The sequence below is a fragment of the Microbacterium kunmingense genome, from assembly GCF_023155745.1.
Taxonomy (GTDB): domain Bacteria; phylum Actinomycetota; class Actinomycetes; order Actinomycetales; family Microbacteriaceae; genus Microbacterium; species Microbacterium kunmingense.
Window position 1 is genome coordinate 372929 of sequence record NZ_JAKNUS010000003.1, and the last position, 20238, is coordinate 393166.

18 protein-coding genes are annotated in these 20238 nt (G+C 70.9%); 13 read left to right on the forward strand and 5 right to left on the reverse strand.

Annotation, left to right across the window (positions count from 1 at the left end; genetic code table 11):
- Window positions 1–60: 60 nt before the first annotated feature.
- A complete protein-coding gene (locus MA875_RS06715) occupies window positions 61–1515 on the reverse strand; it encodes an NAD(P)H-quinone dehydrogenase (RefSeq protein WP_248241267.1) in 1455 nt (484 codons plus the stop codon).
- 81 nt (window positions 1516–1596) lie between these two features.
- Here MA875_RS06715 and MA875_RS06720 point away from each other — a divergent pair, with 81 nt between their 5' ends.
- From MA875_RS06720 to MA875_RS06740, 5 genes are all read left to right on the forward strand, one after another.
- Window positions 1597–2430 carry a purine-nucleoside phosphorylase gene (locus MA875_RS06720; RefSeq protein ID WP_248241269.1) on the forward strand — a complete coding sequence of 278 codons (834 nt, stop codon included), beginning with the start codon at window positions 1597–1599 and terminating at the stop codon, window positions 2428–2430.
- Complete coding sequence (locus MA875_RS06725; protein ID WP_248241271.1) at window positions 2427–4148, forward strand: phospho-sugar mutase; 1722 nt, start codon at window positions 2427–2429, stop codon at window positions 4146–4148. Before MA875_RS06720 ends, MA875_RS06725 begins: the two co-directional genes overlap by 4 nt.
- Window positions 4145–5545, forward strand: a complete 1401-nt coding sequence (locus MA875_RS06730; protein WP_248241273.1) for an MFS transporter — start codon at window positions 4145–4147, stop codon at window positions 5543–5545. Before MA875_RS06725 ends, MA875_RS06730 begins: the two co-directional genes overlap by 4 nt.
- 10 nt (window positions 5546–5555) lie before the next feature.
- Entirely contained in the window at window positions 5556–6140 is a 585-nt protein-coding gene (locus tag MA875_RS06735; RefSeq protein WP_248241275.1) for a GNAT family N-acetyltransferase, read from the forward strand.
- Window positions 6141–6358: 218 nt separating this feature from the next.
- Window positions 6359–7312, forward strand: coding sequence for a type IV toxin-antitoxin system AbiEi family antitoxin domain-containing protein (locus tag MA875_RS06740; RefSeq protein WP_248241276.1), 954 nt, complete (start codon window positions 6359–6361; stop codon window positions 7310–7312).
- 163 nt (window positions 7313–7475) lie between these two features.
- On the opposite strand, the gene MA875_RS06745 is transcribed toward MA875_RS06740, so the two are convergent.
- On the reverse strand, window positions 7476–9407 hold the full coding sequence (locus tag MA875_RS06745; protein WP_248241278.1) for a BglG family transcription antiterminator: 1932 nt from the start codon (window positions 9405–9407) through the stop codon (window positions 7476–7478).
- 170 nt (window positions 9408–9577) lie between these two features.
- On the opposite strand from MA875_RS06745, the gene MA875_RS06750 reads away from it, so the two are divergent.
- The 8 genes from MA875_RS06750 to MA875_RS06785 all read left to right on the forward strand — a co-directional run bounded on the left by MA875_RS06750 (window position 9578) and on the right by MA875_RS06785 (window position 17288).
- Window positions 9578–9934 (forward strand): PTS sugar transporter subunit IIB, encoded by a 357-nt coding sequence (locus MA875_RS06750; RefSeq protein WP_248241280.1) that lies wholly within the window; start codon window positions 9578–9580, stop codon window positions 9932–9934.
- 44 nt (window positions 9935–9978) lie between these two features.
- Entirely contained in the window at window positions 9979–10254 is a 276-nt protein-coding gene (locus tag MA875_RS06755; protein WP_248241281.1) for an HPr family phosphocarrier protein, read from the forward strand.
- A 71-nt stretch (window positions 10255–10325) separates the two neighbouring features.
- Window positions 10326–11957 carry a phosphoenolpyruvate--protein phosphotransferase gene (gene ptsP / locus MA875_RS06760; protein WP_372492539.1) on the forward strand — a complete coding sequence of 544 codons (1632 nt, stop codon included), beginning with the start codon at window positions 10326–10328 and terminating at the stop codon, window positions 11955–11957.
- Window positions 11954–13618 carry a PTS mannitol transporter subunit IIBC gene (locus MA875_RS06765; RefSeq protein ID WP_248241284.1) on the forward strand — a complete coding sequence of 555 codons (1665 nt, stop codon included), beginning with the start codon at window positions 11954–11956 and terminating at the stop codon, window positions 13616–13618. Before ptsP ends, MA875_RS06765 begins: the two co-directional genes overlap by 4 nt.
- A 108-nt stretch (window positions 13619–13726) precedes the next feature.
- Window positions 13727–14164 (forward strand): PTS mannitol transporter subunit IIA, encoded by a 438-nt coding sequence (locus tag MA875_RS06770; RefSeq protein WP_248241285.1) that lies wholly within the window; start codon window positions 13727–13729, stop codon window positions 14162–14164.
- The gene (locus MA875_RS06775) at window positions 14161–15315 is read left to right on the forward strand and encodes a mannitol-1-phosphate 5-dehydrogenase (RefSeq protein WP_248241286.1); all 1155 of its coding nucleotides are present in this window, start codon (window positions 14161–14163) and stop codon (window positions 15313–15315) included. Before MA875_RS06770 ends, MA875_RS06775 begins: the two co-directional genes overlap by 4 nt.
- 70 nt (window positions 15316–15385) lie before the next feature.
- Entirely contained in the window at window positions 15386–16207 is an 822-nt protein-coding gene (locus MA875_RS06780; protein WP_248241288.1) for an alpha/beta hydrolase, read from the forward strand.
- Between the two features lie 199 nt (window positions 16208–16406).
- On the forward strand, window positions 16407–17288 hold the full coding sequence (locus MA875_RS06785; RefSeq protein ID WP_248241290.1) for a DUF559 domain-containing protein: 882 nt from the start codon (window positions 16407–16409) through the stop codon (window positions 17286–17288).
- Between the two features lie 61 nt (window positions 17289–17349).
- Here MA875_RS06785 and MA875_RS06790 read toward each other — a convergent pair whose 3' ends face one another.
- From MA875_RS06790 to MA875_RS06800, 3 genes are read right to left on the reverse strand one after another with little or no spacing between them, the layout of a single operon-like run.
- A complete protein-coding gene (locus MA875_RS06790; protein ID WP_248241291.1) occupies window positions 17350–18465 on the reverse strand; it encodes an adenosine deaminase in 1116 nt (371 codons plus the stop codon).
- Between the two features lie 28 nt (window positions 18466–18493).
- Entirely contained in the window at window positions 18494–19804 is a 1311-nt protein-coding gene (locus MA875_RS06795; RefSeq protein WP_248241293.1) for a thymidine phosphorylase, read from the reverse strand.
- The gene (locus MA875_RS06800) at window positions 19801–20214 is read right to left on the reverse strand and encodes a cytidine deaminase (RefSeq protein ID WP_248241385.1); all 414 of its coding nucleotides are present in this window, start codon (window positions 20212–20214) and stop codon (window positions 19801–19803) included. Before MA875_RS06800 ends, MA875_RS06795 begins: the two co-directional genes overlap by 4 nt.
- Window positions 20215–20238 lie beyond the last annotated feature (24 nt).

The window sequence follows — 20238 nt, forward strand, 5'->3', positions numbered from 1 at the left end:
CCCCCCGGTCGTTGAGCGAGGAGCGCAGCGACGAGACGAAACGCTCGCCGGGCGAGCGGGTCAGACCTGCGCGGCGTCCATCGGACGGTCGACGATGTGCATCGCGCGCGCGGCGTCGGTGATGCTCCCCGAGAGCGACGGGTAGACCGCGAACACCCGCGACACCTGGTCGACCGTGAGCCGGCGCTCCACGGCGATCGCGATCGGATAGATCAGCTCCGAGGCACGCGGGGCGACGATGACCCCGCCGATGACGGTGCCGCTCCCGCGGCGGGCGATCAGCTTGACGAAGCCGTCACGCACGCCCATCATCTTCGCCCGCGGGTTGGCCGAGAGGGGGAGCTTCAGCACGAGTCCGTCGGCGTCGCCGGAGGTGACATCCTTCTCCTGGAATCCGACCGTGGCGATCTCGGGAGCGGTGAAGATGTTCGAGGTGATGCGGCGCTGCTCGAGCGGGATGACGACGTCGCCGAGCGCGTGGAACACGGCGGTGCGGCCCTGCATCGAGGCGACCGAGGCGAGCGGCACGAAGGTGGTGCAGTCTCCCGCCGCGTAGATGTTCGGCACGCTCGTACGCGCGACCCGGTTGACCTGGATGTGGCCGGAGTCGGTCATCTGCACGCCGGCCTGCTCGAGGCCGATGCCGGCGGTGTTGGGGATGGCGCCCACCGCCATGAGGCAGTGACTCCCCTCCACGACACGGCCGTCGCCGAGGGTCACGCGGACTCCGTCGCCGGTGTTCTCGACACTCTCGGCACGGCAGCGCGACAGCACCGTCATCCCGCCGCGCTTGAACACCTTCTCCAGCACGGCCGCGGCGTCGGCATCCTCCCCGGGAAGCACCTGGTCGCGGCTGGAGATGAGCGTGACCTCGGCGCCGAGGTTCATGTAGGCCGAGGCGAATTCGGCCCCGGTGACCCCCGACCCCACGACGATGAGGTGGGACGGGAGGGCGTTCATGCTGTAGAGCTGCGTCCACGTGAGGATGCGCTGCCCGTCGGGCTTGGCGCTCGGGAGCTGACGGGGTGAGGCGCCGACCGAGACGACCAGGGTGTCGGCCTCGACCCGGTCGAAGTCGGTGCCGCCGATGTCGGTGGAGACGATGACCTCGTTGCGCCCCTCGAGGCGTCCGTGACCGGAGATGATGCGCACCCCCGCCTCGACGAGCGAAGCGCGCATGTCGTCGGACTGCTGACGGGCGAGGGACAGCACCCGCTTGTTCACCGCCGCGAGATTGATGGCGATCTCGGGCTTCAGGGGCTTGCCGCTCTCGCCCCGCGCGAACAGCTGCACGCCCAGGTCGCCCGCCTCCGAGATCGCCACGGCGGCGTCGGCGGTGGCGATGAGGGTCTTGGAGGGGACGACGTCGGTGATGACGGCCGACCCACCGACGCCCGCGCGCTCGACGAGGGTCACCTCGGCGCCCAGCTGTGCGGCGGCCAGCGCCGCCTCGTACCCGCCGGGACCGCCGCCCAGGATCGCCACGCTCTGGGTCCGCTCGAAGCTCAACGACATGTCTCCATTCAAACAGTCGCGGGGCCCCGCCCGGGGGCGGTGCGGTGGCAGGGTGTCGGATCTGGTCCGTATCGTGATCTCATGCATCATCCCCGCACTCATCCGCTCGACGACCCGAACGCCGATCCGTTCGCCGTCGCCGCACAGGCGGCCGACGACATCGCCCGCCTCACCGGCGTGGACCACCACGACATCGCCCTCACCCTCGGCAGCGGCTGGGGGAAGGCGGCAGATCTCCTCGGCGAGACCGTCGCGACGATCCCCGCGACCGAGGTGACCGGGTTCAGCCGCCCGGCGCTGGAGGGTCATGTGGGCACGATCCGCAGCATCCTCACCCCCGCCGGCCGACGGGTGCTCGTCATCGGGGCCCGCACCCACTTCTACGAGGGTCACGGGGTGCGCCGCGTCGTCCACAGCGTCCGCACCGCGGCGGCGACCGGAGCCCGCATCATGGTGCTCACCAACGGTGCCGGCGGGATCCGTCGCAGCTGGCGCCCGGGCCAGCCCGTGCTGATCAGCGACCACATCAACCTCACGGCGGCCTCCCCGCTCGAGGGTGCGACCTTCATCGACCTGACCGATCTGTACTCCGCGCGCCTGCGCGAGATCGCGCGCTCGGTCGACCCGACGCTCGACGAGGGCGTGTACTGCCAGTTCCGAGGCCCTCACTACGAGACCCCGGCCGAGGTCCGGATGGCCGAGCGCATCGGCGGCGACATCGTGGGCATGTCCACCGCCCTCGAGGCGATCGCCGCCCGCCAGGCCGGCATGGAGATCCTGGGCTTCTCGCTCATCACCAATCTCGCCGCCGGCATCCAGACGACGCCGCTCAGCCACGAGGAGGTGCTCGAGGCCGGGCGCGAGGCCGAGCCGGTGATCTCGTCCCTCCTCGCGCGGGTGGTGGAGAAGCTGTGACCACACCGGCGGAGGCGGGGGTGATCGCGCTCGCGCGCGCCTGGCGTGCGCAGGACCCCGACGACGAGACCCGCGCCGAACTCGACGCGCTGATCGCGCGCGCCGAGGCGGGCGACGACGAGGCGGACGCCGAGCTGCACGACCGCTTCTCCGAGCGACTGGCCTTCGGCACCGCGGGTCTTCGCGGGGAGCTCGGCGCGGGGAGCAATCGGATGAACCGGGTGCTGGTCTCGCAGGCCGCGGCGGGGCTCGGCGCGTACGTGCGCGCCCAGGCCGACGAGATCGGCGCAGGAACCGGCGCCGGGGCCCCGCTCGTGGTGATCGGGTACGACGGGCGTCGGAACTCCGACGTCTTCGCCCGCGACTCCGCCGAGATCATGGCGGGCATGGGGCTGCGGGTCGTCGTGCTCCCGAGGCTTCTGCCGACCCCGGTGCTCGCCTTCGCCGTCCGCCACCTCGACGCGCACGCGGGCGTCATGGTGACGGCGAGCCACAATCCGCCGAACGACAACGGCTACAAGGTGTACCTCGGCGGCGTGCACGCCGGATCGCAGATCGTCGCGCCCGCCGATGCCCTGATCGCCGCCGAGATCCAGCGCGTGGCCGACACCCTGAGGGTCGACGAGCTGCCGCGCTCGGACGGCTGGGAGCTCGCCGACGAGTCCGTCGTCGACGCCTATGTCGCCGCGACCGCGCGGGTCGCCCCGGCGGGTCCGGGGGCGGCGGGGCTCCGGTGGGTGTTCACCGCGATGCACGGGGTGGGGTGGGAGACCCTGTCGAAGATCCTCGCGACGGCCGGTTACCCCGCGCCGGTCCTCGTCGAGCAGCAGACCGCCCCCGACGGACGCTTCCCGACGGTGGCCTTCCCCAACCCCGAAGAGCCCGGGGCGATGGATCTGGCCTTCGAGACCGCGCGGGCCGCGGGAGCGGAGCTCGTCATCGCGAACGATCCCGACGCCGACCGACTCGCTGTCGCCCTTCCCGATCCGGCCGCCGCAGGCGGCTGGCGCCGGCTCACCGGCAACCAGATCGGGTTGCTGCTCGGGTGGCGCGCCGCGCGGGAGGTCGCCGCCGACCCGCAGCGCGAGCCCGCGGCATCCCTCGCCTGCTCCCTGGTGTCCTCCCCCGGACTGGAAGCGGTGGCACGCCACTACGGCCTGGACTTCCACGCCACCCTCACCGGCTTCAAGTGGATCTCACGGGCGCCGGGCATCGTCTACGGCTTCGAAGAGGCGCTGGGGTATCTGGTCAACCCCGGCACCGTGCGCGACAAGGACGGGATCTCCGCCGCCGTCGCTCTCCTCGGCATCGTCGCCGACGCACGCGCCGAGGGCCGCACCCTCACCGATGTGCTCCGCGAGTTCGACGAGACCTTCGGCTTCTTCGCCAGCGACCAGATCTCGGTGCGCGTCGACGATCTCTCGGCGATCGACCGCGTCATGGCGGCGCTGCGGGCCGCACCCCCGGCGCACATCGGCGCGGTCGCCGTCGAGCGGTTCGAAGACCTGCGGCACGGGCTCGGCGATCTCCCGCCCGGAGACGTGCTGCGCCTGTGGCTGGCCGAGGGCGCGCGGGTGATCGTGCGCCCCAGCGGCACCGAGCCGAAGCTGAAGCTGTACCTGGATGTCCGCGGCTCCTCCGCCGCCGACGCCGGCGCGAGGGTCGCCGACCTCGCCGCGGGCGCGCGCGCCCTGCTGGCGCAGATCGAGGCGAGATGATCCCCGACGCGGACGCTGCGGTGGACCCCGGCTCCGCAGGGACTCGGGGGTGGCTGCGGAACGTGGTCTTCTTCCTCAGCGGTCAGACCGCGAGCCTCTTCGGCTCGATGCTCGTGCAGTACGCCGTCTTCTGGTACCTCACGATCACGTACGAGTCGGGGCTCATCATGACCCTGGCGGCCGTCTTCGGCTTCCTGCCGCAGGCGATCGTGTCGATCTTCGGTGGCGTGTGGGCCGACCGGCACAACAGGAAATTCCTGATCATGGGGGCGGATGCCGCCATCGCGGCCACCACGCTCGGGCTCGCGCTGATCATGCTGACCGGGTACGACGACCTGTGGCTGGTCTTCCTGGCTCTGGCGATCCGCTCCGCCGGCGCCGGGATCCAGATGCCGGCCGTGTCGGCGCTCATCCCGCAGATCACCCCGACGCGTCATCTCATGCGGGTCAACGGCATCAACGGGTCGATCCAGTCCGCGATGGCGCTGCTGGCGCCGGCCGCGGCCGGAGCGATCTACGCGTGGGCGTCGGCGGCGACCGGCGGCACCGCGGCATCCCTCGTCCCCATCTTCTTCATCGACGTCGTCACGGCCGCCCTGGGGATCGGCCTGCTCGCGATGATCCCGGTGCGGGCTGTGCGCCGGGCTGAGGGGGCGCCGACCGCGTACTTCGCCGACCTGGTCGACGGCGTCCGCTACATCGCCCACCACGCGTTCGTGCGGTGGCTGCTGATCGTCTTCGCCATCATCTTCCTGCTCACCGTGGCGCCGTCGAACCTGACCCCGCTCATGCTGGTGCGCTCGTTCGATGCCGGCGAGCAGCAGAACGTCATCAACCTCGCGGTGCTGGAGGTGGCGTTCAGTATCGGGATGACGCTGGGCGGCGTCGTGGTGGCGACCTTCTTCGCACAGCGGAGCCGGATCGGCCTCATCGTGGTGTCGTCGCTGGTGTTCGGGGCTCTGTCGGTCGGTCTGGGCCTGTCGCCGAACGTGTGGGTGTTTTTCGGGTTCATGTTCCTCGTCGGACTCGCGGTGCCGTTCTTCTCGACCCCGTCGATGACCCTCCTGCAGGAGACCGTCGAGCCCGAGCGTCAGGGTCGGGTGTTCGGCTTCGTCGGCATCGTGATGGCCGTGGCGATGCCGATCGGGATGGTGTTCTTCGGGCCCCTCGCCGATCAGCTCCCGATCGAGGTCCTCCTCGTCGCAGCGGGGGTGTTGACGTTCATCGTCATCGGGCTGGCGGTCACGGTGCCGGCCGGACGCCGGGCGATCGTCGCGGCGCGCGAGGCCGCACGCGCATCGGATGCCGCGACCGGCGCCGTCGCGGTCCAGGTCGCGATGGGCGAGGCGCCGGGGCCGCGTGAGGGCGCGCGGGGCGAGGAGGGCGAGCGCGCGTAGGCTGACGGGCGTGCTGCTGACCGATCCCGTTGTGCTGGAGAACGCCCACGTCCGACTCGAGCCGCTGGCGGCGGGGCACGCCGCCGATCTCCGCCGGGCTGCCGAAGGCCTGGAGCACGCCTGGTACACCTCCGTCCCCTCCCCGTCGGGCGTGGACGCCGAGATCGCGCAGCGGCAGGCGTGGCGCGATCGCGGAGAGATGAACCCGTGGGCGATCCTTCGCGCCGACACCGGCGAGGCGGTCGGCATGACGACCTTCTGCAACATCGACCAGCCCAACCGTCACGTCGAGATCGGCTACACCTGGCTCGGTGTGGCGGCGCAGCGGACCGCGGTGAACTCCGCCTCGAAGCTCCTGCTGCTCGGTCACGCCTTCGAGACGTGCGATGCGATCGCGGTCGAGTTCCGCACCCACGTGCACAACCGGCAGTCGCGTGCGGCGATCGAACGGCTTGGCGCGAAGCTCGACGGAATCCTGCGCAACCACCGCCTCGGCCCCGGCGGGTCGCTGCGCGACACCGCGGTGTACTCGATCCTCCCGCACGAGTGGCCCGCCGCCCGGCTCGGCCTGCAGGCGCGGCTGCGCCGCGGCTGACCGGCGCCACCGCGTCCCCAAGCCACGACCGGGCTTGGGGCGGCTTCTTTCGTCTGGGGCGCGTCGATCTTGCCCCGATCGGACCTACCCGCCCCGAGTGAGAACGGGTCGGGCTTGAAGGTGACGCACCTTCCTGCACAGCCACACCTGCGGCGGAGTTCTCCACAAAGGAGTGCCAGGAAACCACGTCAGGCGCCGGAACCCCACAGACTTCAGCGATGCCGACACCTCTCGACATCCGTTCCTGGCCTGAACTGCGGGAGTCGGGCGTTTCCCGTCATGCTCTGGACCGGATGCTGCGGGAGGGGCGGTGTATGAGGGTTCGCCCAGGTCTGTTCGTGCAGGGTGAGGCGTGGGGATCTGCTACGCCTGAATGCCGGGTCGCGACACTTGCAACAGCGCTCGACCGCTCCTCACAACGTCGGCCGCTTTTCAGCGGCGAGACCGCCGCTGCCCTCCATGGTCTCGGCCTCTACCTTCCCGCCACCGACCGCGTGCACGTCATCAGTCCCGAGCACAGGCCCGGATCGGTGCTCGGTGTCGTCCGCCACCGCGGCGATATCGCCGTTGCCGACGTCGTTGAGCGCGCTGCGGTGCTGTGCACGTCTCTCGAACGCACCGTGGCCGATTCGGCGCGCACTCTGACGTTCGACCGCGCGGTGACGATCGCGGACGCCGCGCTGAGACTCCGCTTCGTCACGGGACCGGGCCGCTACGACATCGAGGCCGCGGCGGCGTTCAAGGAATCGTGCCTCGCGATAGCGCGGCAGTCCGCCCACGGCGCATGGCGTGCGGAGCGGGTCCTGAGTTTCGCGGACGGGAGGGCGCAGCTACCGGGCGAGAGTGTGGGCCGTGTTCGGATGCGAGAACTGGGTTTCACCCGGTTCATCCTGCAGGTTCCGATCGTCACCGCGAGGGGTCGCTTCTTTGTGGACATCGGCCTCCCCGAGGTCGATGCGCTTACCGAGTTCGACGGCACGATCAAGTATGTGGACGGTTCCCTGACGCGAGGGCGCTCTGCCGCTGACATCCTCGATACGGAAAAGCAGCGTGAGGACCTCGTGCGCGGTGTGACACAGAGTCGCTTCGTCCGGTACGGGTGGCCGCACATCGGCACGGCACGCGACCTCGGTCGGCGCTTCGCGCAATTCGGGATCTCCCCGCCGCGCTGACGACTCGGGGCGACCGCATCACGCCGCTCCGAGCGACCTCGCCTCGCCGATCGGGGCGGGTTCTTCGGTTCGGGGCGGGAACGTCGCGCCCCGAACCGAGGAATCCGCCCCAAACCCGCGACTGCCCGCGAGCGGGCGGCGGGGCGGAGGCGGGCGCCGCGCGCTACCCGTCGATGACGGCGACGAGCTCGTCGAGGAACGCGGGGAAGTCGGTGCCGCGCCGCACGATCCGCGACACGCTCTCCCGCTCGGAGAAGACCTCGACGAGCTGCTCGAACACCGTCTGGAAGGCCTCGCGGTCTCCCTCGGAGAAAGCCACGAGAGCCACGACCTGCACCCGCGAGTCCCCCCAGGGGATCGACCCCTCCGCCACACCCACGGCGATCGCGGTGCGCGACGCGGTCATCCCGATCGCGTGCGGCACGGCGAGCGCATCGGTGAACGCCGTCGACGACATTCGCTCCCGCTGGATCGCCCGCTCGACGTAGTCGTCGTCGATGATCCCCTGCGCGACGAGCATCGACCCGAGCCGCCGGATCACGCCCTCCTCGCCGGTGTCGTCGACCTCGATCCCGCGGACGAACGCGTCGGCGGGGAAGTACCGCTCGAGCTCGGTGCGCAGCCGCGCCAGGCGCCGCGCGCGCCGCACCCGGCCCGCCGCGGCCTGCACTCGCTCGACGTCGGCATCGGTCAGGAACGGCTGGATGCGGACGATCCGCTCCCCCGCCACCGGTGCGTCGATCGTGGTGAGCACGAGGTCGGTGCCGAGGTTCTCCCAGTCGGGGTCGACCCGCGTCTCGACACCGACGACCTCGATCGCCTGGCCGAGCGACCGGTCGACGCTCGAGCGCAGCAGCTCGTGCAGCTCGTAGTAGCCCGGGCAGACGATCGTGGCGGTGAGCAGCTGCGCGTTCTGCCGGCTCCGCTCGAGCCGCCCACCGACGTGCATCGCGATGTAGGCGATCTCGTCGTCGGGGAGGGGGAACCCCAGCTCGGCGTCGAGCTCTCCGGCGATGTAGACAGCGAGCTCGAAGATCATCGGGTACGTCGACTTCAACGACCGGGTGAGGGGATTGCGCGACCAGGCCTGGTCCTGCGCGCGATGCCGGAGGTTCTGCACGTGCAGCGCCAGCCGGGTGATGAAGTCCTCGTCGTCGATGTCGACGAGGAACTCCCGCGCCGCGCGCCCGACGGCCGCGCGCACCGCGGCCTCGACCTGCGGATCGAGCGCGGGTCGCGCGCGCACCTGCTCGGCGACGCCGCCGGGCGCGATGACGCGAGTGAGCACGAGCGCCGCCAGGTGCTGCACGTCGCCCTCTCCCAGCCGCACACCGAAGTGCTGCTGCACGAGACGCTCGATCACGGCCGCGACGTCGGCACCGGCGACCTCGCCGGCCGCGGGGTCGTGAGAGAGCGGATGCCGGTGGGCGACCCGGTCGGCGGCGATGGCGATGTGCATGACGACGTCGGCGATGCCGAGCTCGTTGACGTAGTACCCGAGGCCGCCGAGCTCTGCCACGAGGTCGGACTTGAACGCGCCGAACGCGTCGGCGTCGACCGCGGTGCCGGCAAGGCTCCGCCGCAGTGCGCCGAGATCGAAGGCTCCGGCGTCCATCTCGTCGTGCGCGAGTCTGCTGAGAAGTCGCCGCCGCGCCATCTCGCCGCCGCGGAGGCGCGCCGTGGACGCCGAGCGCTCGAGCGTCAGCTCCGTGCCGCTGAGAAGACCCCGCACCCGGGCGAGGTCGGCCTCGAGCGTGGCGGGGCTGACGTGCAGCTGCATCGCGGTGTCGAACAGGTCGATCCCGGCGTCGGTGTCGAGCAGACCCCGGATGACGGTGTGCAGGCGATCGCGCGGCGTCCCGGCATCCGTCCCCCCGCCCGCCCGGAGGGCCGCGGCACCCTCGGGCCCCGCCCGGTAGCCGAGCGGTCCCGATTCGATCGCGACGCCGGGCGCGACGCGCGCGTTGACGGAGGTGACATAGGACCGGATGCTGCGGGGCGTGACCCCGAGCGCGTCGGCGAGCGTCGCCGCGGTCGCCCAGGTGCCGTCGCGGAGGAGCAGCGTCAGCAGGCGGTCCTGCCTGGCTCTGGTCACAGCCACCCCTTCGCCGGCCACCCCGCCGCGGTCCGGATCGATCACCAGTCAACCACGCCGGGGCACGCGCGGCCGGGGCGGCAGGCGGCGGTTTCCGCCCGGGCGGAAGAACGCGTGACTTGTCGGCACTCAGCGTCTTCACAAGAATCGCTCACGAGGAGGGCGGATCGATGCGGATCCTTGTCGTGTGTGGAGCGGGTGCGTCCAGCACCTTCGTGGCGCAGCGTGTGCGTCGCGCCGCACAGGATGCGGGACTGCCCTGGACCGCCGTCGCCGGAACCGAGCAATCGCTTCCGATCGACCTCGACGCCGCCGACGTGATCCTCGTCGGTCCGCACCTGGCCGATGCGCTCCCGCACATCGAGCAGGCGGCGGGCCCGCGGATGACGACGGTGGTGCTGCTGCCCGACGACGTCTTCGCCGACCTCGACGGCAGCCGAACGCTGGAGCTCGTCCGTCGCGCGTTCGCCGTCGCGGCGCCGCAGCCCTTGACGGATGCCGGGGCCGAAGGCCCCGCGCACACCTGACTCCCCAAGTCAGCCCCACCGAAAACCGAGGAGAGGAATCCCCCATGGCCCCCATGACCCGCACGGTGCGCATCGGATCGTCGCACGGGCTCCACGCCCGCCCCGCCAAGCTCTTCGCGCAGGCGGCCAAGGAGGCCGGCATCCCCATCACGGTGGCCAAGGGCTCCGGTGAGCCGGTGAACGCCGCCAGCATCCTCGGCGTGATCTCGCTGGGCGTCGACCAGGGCGACTACGTCACCCTCACCGCCGACGGCGAGAACGCCGAGAGCGTGCTGGATTCGCTCAGCGAGCTGCTGACCACCGACCACGACGCCGCGTGAGCGCTGTGGCACGCACCGAGATGCGCGGGGTCGGCATCGGGCTGGGCGTCGCGCAGGGCCCGGTGGCCCGCATGGCCGAGCCGCTCCCCGCGCCCGCCGACGAGCCCAGCACGATCGGCGAGGCCGCCGAGCGCGCGCGCGTCGATGAGGCCGTGAGCGCCGTCGCCCGGGAGCTCGAGAATCGGGCCGAGCAGGCGGGCGGTGCCGCGCAGGACGTCCTCGAGGCGCAGGCGATGATGGCCGAGGACCCGACGCTCTCCGACGAGATCGGCACGCGCCTCGCAGACGGCAAGACCGGCGAGCGCGCGGTGTTCGAGGCGTTCGCCGCGTTCCGCGACCAGCTCACCGCCGTGGGCGGCTACCTGGGCGAGCGCGCCGCCGACCTCGACGACGTCGCGCAGCGCGTCATCGCGCGGCTGCGGGGCGTCGCGGCTCCGGGTGTGCCGGAGCCGGGGCATCCGTTCGTCCTCGTCGCGAAGGATCTCGCCCCCGCCGACACGGCGCTGCTGGATCTCGACCAGGTGCTCGCCCTCGTGACCACCGAGGGCGGACCCACCTCCCACACCGCGATCCTCGCCCGCGAGAAGGGCATCGTCGCCGTCGTCGGTGCCGCCGGCGCCGCCTCGCTCGCCGAGGGGCAGAGCGTGATCGTCGACGCCGCCGCCGGCGTGGTCACCGCCGACCCCACCGACGATGAGCTCCAGCGGGCGCGCGTGCGCGCCGACGCCCGGGCGAACGCCGCCTCGGCGCCGATCACCGCCGGCGCGCTCGCCGACGGCACGGCCGTGCCGCTCCTGGCGAATCTCGGCAAGCCCGACGGCGCCGCCGAGGCCGTCGCCCTCGGCGCCGAAGGCGTGGGGCTCTTCCGCACCGAGTTCCTCTTCCTCAGCGCTTCCTCCGCCCCGACCGTCGAGCAGCAGCGCGCCTCGTACGAGCAGCTGCTCCGCGCGTTCCCCGGCAAGAAGGTGGTCGTGCGGGTGCTCGATGCGGGCGCCGACAAGCCCCTCCCGTTCCTCAACGACGCGCACGAGGAGAACCCGGCCCTCGGGCTCCGCGGCCTGCGCGCGCTCCGCGCGAGCGAGGACATCCTCCGCGAGCAGCTCACCGCGCTGGCGGAGGCGGATGCCGCGACGCGGCGGTCCCCCGAGGGCCCGGCCGATCTGTGGGTCATGGCGCCGATGGTCGCCACCGTCGAGGAGACGGCGTACTTCACCGCCCTGGCGAAGGAGTACGGCATCCGCACCGCGGGCGTCATGGTGGAGGTGCCCTCCGCGGCGCTCCTCGCAGACCGCATCCTCGCCCACGCCGACTTCGCCTCGATCGGCACGAACGACCTCACCCAGTACACCCTCGCGGCCGACCGCCTGCTCGGTTCGGTCGCGGGATTCCAGGACCCGTGGCATCCGTCGGTCCTTCGCCTCATCCGCGAGGTGGGCGACGCCGGACGCACGCACGGCAAACCCGTCGGGATCTGCGGCGAAGCCGCCGCCGACCCGCTGCTCGCCGTTGTGCTGGTGGGGCTCGGCGCGACGAGTCTGTCGATGGCGCCCAGCGCCCTCGCCGACGTCCGCGCCACCCTCCTGCAGTACACCCTCGACGACGCTCGCGCGATCGCCGAGGCTTCCCTCGCCGCGGACAGCGCCGCGGCAGCCCGAGAGGCCGCCGCCAAGGCGGCTGACACCCAGAAGGAGACACAGCAATGACATCGGCGTCAGCTACCGTGAAGAAGCCGGGAGGCGGGCGCGTCGCCGTCCAGCGCTTCGGTACCTTCATTTCGGGCATGATCATGCCCAACATCCCGGCGTTCATCGCCTGGGGTCTGATCACGACCCTCTTCATCTCGGTCGGTTGGCTGGGGCAGTGGTATCCCGTCGCTCCCCTGCTCGGCGGCTTCGGCAACGCCGACGAGGTGGGCTGGACCTTCGCGCGCACGATGGTCGCGCTCACGGAGGACGGCCAGCCGTTCCCGCAGTACGTCGGCCTCGTCGGCTCGATGATCACGTACCTGCTGCCCCTGCTCATCGCCAACACGGCCGGCCGCCTGGTCTACGGCGAGCGCGGCGGTGTGGTGGCGACGATCGCCACGATGGGCGTCATCGTGGGCACGAGCATCCCGATGTTCCTCGGGGCGATGATCATGGGGCCGTTCGCGGGCTGGATCACCAAGCAGATGGACAAGCTCTGGGACGGCAAGATCAAGCCCGGTTTCGAGATGCTGGTGAACAACTTCTCCGCGGGCATCCTCGGCATGCTGCTGGCGATCCTCGGATTCTTCGCCTTCGGCCCGGCGATCAGCTTCGTGAGCACGGCGCTCGGCAACGCGGTCGATTGGCTCGTCTCCCTCGGGCTGCTTCCGCTCGTGTCGATCATCGTCGAGCCCGCGAAGGTGCTGTTCCTCAACAATGCGATCAACCAGGGCGTCTTCACCCCGCTCGGCATCCAGGAGGCAGCCGAGACCGGCAAGAGCATCCTGTTCCTCCTCGAGGCGAACCCCGGCCCGGGACTCGGTCTGCTGCTGGCGTTCAGCTTCTTCGGTGTCGGTGTGGCGAAAGCATCAGCCCCGGGCGCCATCCTGATCCAGTTCTTCGGCGGCATCCACGAGATCTACTTCCCGTATGCGCTGGCCAAGCCGATCACGATCCTCGCCCTGATCGCCGGTGGTGCGACGGGCGTCGCGACCAACGTGCTGCTCAACGGCGGACTGTCCTTCCCGGCCGCTCCCGGCAGCATCATCGCCGTGACGCTCGCCGCGGGCAGCCCCGCCGCGGGAGGCGTCGGCAACCTGCTGGCGGTGTACCTGTCAGTCGTGCTGGCCGCCGTGGTGACCGGTGTGATCGCATCGATCATGCTCCGCGCGAGCCGTAAGCGCGATCTCGAGTCGGGCAACGCGGGTGACCTCTCAGCCGCGATCGCGCAGACCGAGGCGAACAAGGGTCGTTCCTCGTCCGCACTCGCCGGGCTGCGAGAGACCGCGGTCTCCAACGCCGCAGCGGAGGGCGACCTCCTCTCCGGCGAGGGAGCCGTCGCCGCCGACGCGATCGCCCACGGGACAGTCGTCGACCAGCAGGTGATCCGCAACGTCGTGTTCGCGTGCGACGCGGGGATGGGATCCTCCGCGATGGGGGCGAGCGTTCTTCGCAACAAGATGAAGAAGGCCGGTATCGACGACGTCACGGTCACCAACAAGTCGATCGCCAACCTGGACGGGTCGGCCGACCTCGTCATCACGCAGAAGCAGTTGACGGACCGAGCACGCCAGCAGGCGCCCGACGCCGTCCACGTGTCGGTGGACAACTTCATGAACTCGCCCCGTTACGACGAGGTCGTGGAATTGGTGCGCGATCAGCACAAGGATGGTGCGTAAGCATCTGCCGAACCAGGATGCCGGGGGTCGACGCGTGGACGCGCGGCTCCCGGCATCCGTCATCACCGACGACAACGACGCACGACGACACGAGCGAAAGGCGAAATCATGGCACGTGAGGTCCTCACCCCGGGGCAGGTCCGCATCCACTCCGGCAGCGCGACGCGCGAGGAGGCGATGCGCGAAGCCGCAGAGATCCTCGAGTCGGTCGGCGCCGTCACCGGCGGGTACTACGACGCGATGCAGCAGCGCGAGCAGACCGTTTCGACCTACATGGGCAACGAGCTGGCGATCCCCCACGGCACCAACGAGACGAAGGACACCATCCTGGAGTCCGGTCTCTCCGTTGTCCGGTACGACGGCGGCGTCGATTGGGGCGGCGAGCGTGTGACGTTCGTCATCGGCATCGCCGGCAAGGGCGATGAGCACCTCGAGATCCTCTCGCGCATCGCGCTGCTGTTCTCGGAGGAGGACGATGTGGCGCGCCTGAAGGCGACCTCCGACTCGCAGGAGCTCTACGACGCGGTGTCGGCGGGCGTGGAATGAAGGCTGTCCACTTCGGCGCCGGCAACATCGGGCGGGGGTTCGTCGGGCTGCTGCTGCACGAGGGCGGTTACGAGCTGGTGTTCTCGGATGTCGCGGGCGCGCTCGTCGACGCGATCAACCAGGTGTCGGAGTACACCGTGCACGAGGTCGGCGAGGGCGGGCGCGATCACGTCGTCACGGGGTTCCGGGCGATCAACAGCGCCGAGCACCCCGACGAGGTCATCGAGGAGGTCGCGGGGGCGAACGTGGTGACCACCGCGGTGGGGCCCACCATCCTGCGCTTCGTCGCGCCGCATCTGGTGGCGGGGCTGGCGCTGCGCGACCCCACCTCGCCACCCCTGCAGATCATGGCGTGCGAGAACGCCATCAACGCCACCGACCTGCTGCGCGAGGAGATGATCGACGCGGCGGGCGAGGCCTGGGGGGCACTGGAGAACCGAGCGGTGTTCGCGAACACGGCGGTGGACCGGATCGTTCCCGAGCAGCCGGCCGGCGCGGGTGTGGATGTGACGGTCGAGCCCTTCTTCGAATGGGCGATCGAGCGGCATCCGTTCGGTGACCACCCGCCCACGATTCCGGGGGCGCACTTCGTCGACGACCTCGCGCCGTACATCGAGCGGAAGCTGTTCACGGTCAACACCGGGCACGCCGCAACGGCCTACTTCGGCGCGCAGGCGGGGGTCGAGCGGATCGCCGACGCTCTCGCCGACCCGTCGATCGCCTCTGCGGTGGCGGCGGCGCTCGAGGAGACGTCAGCGGTGCTGATCGCCAAGCACGAATTCTCCCCCGAGGAGCTGGCGGAGTACCGTGCGACGATCCTCAGTCGGTTCGCGAACCCCGCCCTGCCCGACCACGTGCGTCGCGTGGCGCGGCAGCCGCTGCGGAAGCTGTCGCGCAACGAGCGGTTCATCGGGCCGGCAGCGGAGGCCGCCGAACGCGGGCTGCCGGTGGATGCGCTCGTGGCGGCCATCGGCGCGGCCCTCGCGTTCGACGACCCGGACGACCCGCAGGCTGTGGAGCTGCAGGCGATGCTGCGAGAGCAGGACGCCGACGCCGTGGCTGTCGCGGTGACCGGGCTCGAGCGGAGTCATCCGCTGTACGCGCGCGTGCGCGACGCGGTCGCCGCCCGGCAGGCGGCGCTCGCGGGCTGAGCGCGGGGGCTTGTGATCGACGGTCTGGGTCCACGGGTGTGGGGCGCACAGGCGGCGGTACGCTCAGGGAGTGGCATCCGGGTCATCCGAAGGATCTGCCGAGGAGTCTTCCCAGCCGTCCGATGAGGCGCCCACCCGCGCGCGGGCGCGGCGGCGGTGGCGACGTGCGCTGGCGTGGGTGTTCGGGTCGCTCGGTGTGCTTCTTCTGCTTGCCGTCGGCGCGCTCGTCGTCTGGAGCCAGGTCGGGGTGATGGCCGCCGAGGCGGGCCCGCTCGAGGACGTGCAGACCAACCCTCAGGTCCGGTTCACCGAAACGTCGACCGCGGTCATCCTCGAGCCTGCCGGCGGACCCGGGGAGGTGGGCCTGGTCTACATCCCGGGCGCCAAGGTCGAAGCCGCGGCCTACGCCCCGACGATGGCCGACGTCGTGGCGGAGGACGGGGTGACGGTCGTCATCACCAAACCATGGCTCAACCTCGCTTTTTTCGACCTGAGACCGCTGTCGGCGTTCACCGACCTCGTGCCGGGGATCGATCAGTGGATCGTCGGTGGCCATTCCCTGGGCGGGGTGCGGGCGTGTCAGCTCGCCGGTGACGCCGACGCCCTCGCACTGTTCGCGTCGTACTGCGCCGGTGACATCTCGGGATCGGATCTGCCGGTGATCAGCATCGCCGGCAGCGAGGACGGCCTCTCCACCCCGGAGAAGATCGCCGACGCTCGACCGCTGCTGCCGGAGGAGGCGGTGATGACGGAGATCGCGGGGGCCAATCACGCGGCCTTCGGCGCCTACGGCCCGCAGGCGGGCGACAACGAGGCGTCGATCACCCTCCCCGAGATGCGGGCGGAGATCGCCGGCCTCCTCGCCCCCTTCGTGGCCGCCCTCCCCCGCTGACCCCCGCGCGCCCCGGCTGCACAACTCCTCAAATCCGGGTCGCCGGGCCCTCGCTCGGGCTGCTTCCGCCATATTGGCCCCGTATCTGAGGAGTTGTGCAGACGACGTCCTCTCCTGCACAGCGTCGATGCCCGGCCAACAATGCACTGATCATCTGTGAAGGCACGTCAGGGAGCGCACGCCGGCGTTGGCTGGAGAGATGCACCGTGACGCACGGATATCCGGACCGATCCTCTCGGCCACTTTCCTGAGCGCGCGGAGCCTCGCCGAGCGTGGCGTCACTCGACACGGCGTGCAGCAACTGCTGAACGCGGGCCGACTCACCCGACTTCGCCGGGACCGCTACGTCGACTCCACGATGTGCCCCGAACTTCAGCAGGCCGGGAGACACGGAGGACGCCTCGACTGCGTCTCCCTGCTCTCGCTCCTCGGCGTGTTCGTTCGCGCGACGACGGGACTCCACGTCCAATTCGACGTCGGCGCAAGTCGCCTTCCCGCTCGTCCCCGCAACGTCACCCCGCACTGGCGCGTCTCCCGTCAGCCGCGAACGTCGATGTCAGCTCCGCTGATCGAGGCGCTCGCCCAGGCCGTGAGATGTCAGATGCCCCGCGACGCGGTCGCAACGCTCGACAGCGCCTGGCACCTCGGACTCATCACCGAGATCGACATCGCCGAAGTCTTCGCTCTTCTTCCCCGGCGCTATCGTCGACTGCGCCAACTTGTTGATCGTCGCAGCGAATCGGGGCCCGAAACCCTCATGCGGCTCCTTCTTCGCGGGCTGGGTCGGGACGTCGAGATCCAAGTGGACATATCAGGTGTCGGCCGCGTCGACTTCGTGGTCGACGGCTGGCTCATCATCGAATGCGACAGCAAGGCGTACCACGAGGGGTGGGACGCTCAGCGTCGCGATCGGCGCCGCGACATCGCGGCGGCCGCGCGGGGTTACACCACCATTCGTCCGCTCGCAGAGGACATTCTGTTCAACTACGGTGAGATTCTCGAGCAGGTGAGAGCGATCCTGGACGCGGGCCCGACCTTCCGTCCGCACAACTCCTCAAGAAGAAGCACGCGAGCCTTCTGACCCCACGGCGAAGGCCGTGTGAGCACGATTCGGAGGAGTTGCGCAGACGCCGGCCGCCCGCCTAGCGGTCGAAGCCGTCGGAGATGATGTCAATGAGCTCCTCGCGCTGCTCCACGGGGAGGAACGCGCCCGCCGCGGCGTTCATCTGGAACGCCTCGAGGTCGTCGAGCCCGTAATCGAAGGCCTCGACGAGGAGGGCGAGCTCACGGGTGAGCGACGTGCGGCTCATGAGCCGGTTGTCGACGTTGACCGTCACCGCGAAACCCAGCTGGTAGAGCAGGTCGAACGGGTGATCCTCGAGGTCGGTCCCCCAGCGCTGGATCGCACCGGTCTGCAGGTTCGACGACGGCGACAGCTCCAGCGGGATCTCGCGATCGCGCACCCACCGCGCGAGGTCGCCGAACTCCACCAGCACCTCCTCGCCCGACCGCTGCACGATCTCGAGATCCTCGGCGATGCGCACGCCGTGGCCCAGGCGCAGGGCGCGCCCGTCGAGGAGGGCCGAGCGGATGGACTCCAGCCCCGCCGCCTCCCCGGCGTGCACCGTCACGGGCAAGAACTCCCCCGCCAGGAAGTCGAACGCCTTCCGGTGCCGTGAGGGGAGGAAGCCGTCCTCGGGGCCGGCGATGTCGAACCCGACGGCGCCGCGTCCCCGCCACTCGACGGCGAGTCTCGCGATCTCGTGCGACCGGTCGGTGTGGCGCATGGCGGTGATGAGCTGACCGACGCGGATGTCGCGGCCGGCGTCGGCGGCGAGATCCTCGCCCTCCTCGATCCCGTCCTGCACCGCCTCGACGACCTCGTCAAGGGTGAGACCTCCGGTCAGGTGCTGCTCGGGCGCCCAGCGCACCTCACCGTAGATCACGCCGTCGGCGGCGAGATCCTCGACGAACTCCCGCGCCACCCGCGTGAGCCCCTCGCGGGTCTGCATCACCGACAGTGTGACGTCGAAGGTCTTGAGGTACTCCACGAGCGAGCCCGAGTCGCTCTTCTCGGCGAACCACTCCCCGAGAGCCTCGGCGTCGTCCTCGGGCAGGTCGACGTCGGCGTCGTCGGCGAGCTCGACGATCGTCGCGGGGCGCAGCCCGCCGTCGAGGTGGTCGTGCAGCGAGATCTTGGGCAGGCTCCGCAGAGACACACCCTCCAGCTGGGCGTCGCCGTGCTGATCGATGGCCATCGTGTACCTCCGGGGTTGGGTGGGCGGATCAGATCGAGTCGGCGGTGATGCGTTCGCGAACGAGGGATGCCGCGGCGGGCGCGTCCTCGCCGATGTCCCACGCCCCCTCGAGAGCGTCCAGTGCCCGGGCGAAACGCGCCGGGTCGTCGCCGGAGAGTGTGAAGACCGGAGCACCCTCGGCGACCTGGTCGCCGGGCTTGACGTGCAGATCGATGCCCGCCGCGTGGACCACGGCGTCCTCGGCGCGGGCGCGGCCCGCCCCCAGGCGCCACGCGGCGATGCCGAAGGGCAGGGCGTCCATGCGGCTGACGACGCCGCTCCGCGGCGCGGTGACGGTGTGGGTCTCCCGCGCCGTCGGGAGCGCCGCGTCGGGGTCGCCGTCCTGGGCGCGGATCATCTGGCGCCAGACGTCCATCGCCCGACCGTCCCGCAGCGCACCCTCGACGTCGGCGTCGGGTTGCCCGGCGAGGGCGAGCATCTCGCGCGCGAGCGCGACGGTCAGCTCGACGACGTCGGCGGGTCCCCCGCCGGCGAGCACCTCGACCGATTCGCGCACCTCGTTGGCGTTGCCGATCGCGAGTCCGAGCGGGGTGTTCATGTCCGTCAGGAGCGCGGTCGTGGCGACCCCCGAGTCGGTGCCGAGACCGACCATCGTGCGCGCGAGCTCGCGGGCGCGGTCGATGTCCTGCATGAAGGCGCCCGAGCCGAACTTGACGTCCAGCACGAGGGCGGCCGTCCCCTCGGCGATCTTCTTCGACATGATGCTCGAGGCAATGAGCGGGATCGCCTCGACGGTGCCGGTCACATCGCGCAGCGCGTACAGCCGCTTGTCGGCCGGGGCGAGCCCGGAGCCGGCGGCGCAGATCACCGCCCCCACGTCGCGCAGCTGCGCGCGGAGTTCCTCGTTCGACAGCGCGGCGCGCCATCCGGGAATCGACTCCAGCTTGTCGAGGGTCCCGCCGGTGTGACCGAGGCCGCGGCCCGAGAGCTGCGGCACGGCCACGCCGAACGCCGCGACGAGGGGCGCGAGCGGCAGCGTGATCTTGTCGCCGACGCCGCCTGTGGAGTGCTTGTCGACGGTCGTCTTGCCGAGACCGTCGAAGCTCATCCGCTCGCCGGAGGCGATCATCGCGTCGGTCATCACGCGGATCTCATCGCGCGACATGCCGTTCAGCAGCACCGCCATGGTGAACGCCGACATCTGGGCGTCCGAGACGTACCCGCGGGTGTAGGCGTCGATCATCCAGCGGAGCGCGTCCTCGGCAACGGCGCCGCCGTCGCGCTTGGCGCGGATGACGTCGACCGCGTCGAAGGGCTCGGGGGCCGGGCCACCGCTCATCGAGCCGACTCCTGCTCGCGGCTCGGCCGCGCGTCCAGATCCCGCGGGCCGAAGGCATCGGGCAGCACCTCGTCGATGGTGCGGATTCCCGACACGGTCTCCAGCAGCATCCCGGGGATCGCGTGCTCGAACAGCAGCTGCCGGCAACGGCCGCAGGGCATGATCGTCTCCCCCTCGCCGTTGACGCAGACGAAGGCGACGAGCTGTCCGCCACCGGTCATGTGGAGCTCGGAGACCAGTCCGCATTCGGCACAGAGCGTCACGCCGTACGACGCGTTCTCGACGTTGCACCCCGCGACGACGCGGCCGTCGGAGACGAGCGCGGCCGCACCCACGCGATAGCGCGAATACGGAGCGTACGCCCGCGCGGCCGCCTCGATGGCGACGGTTCTCAGGTGGTCCCAGTCGATGTCGACCGGGACCTGATCGTCATG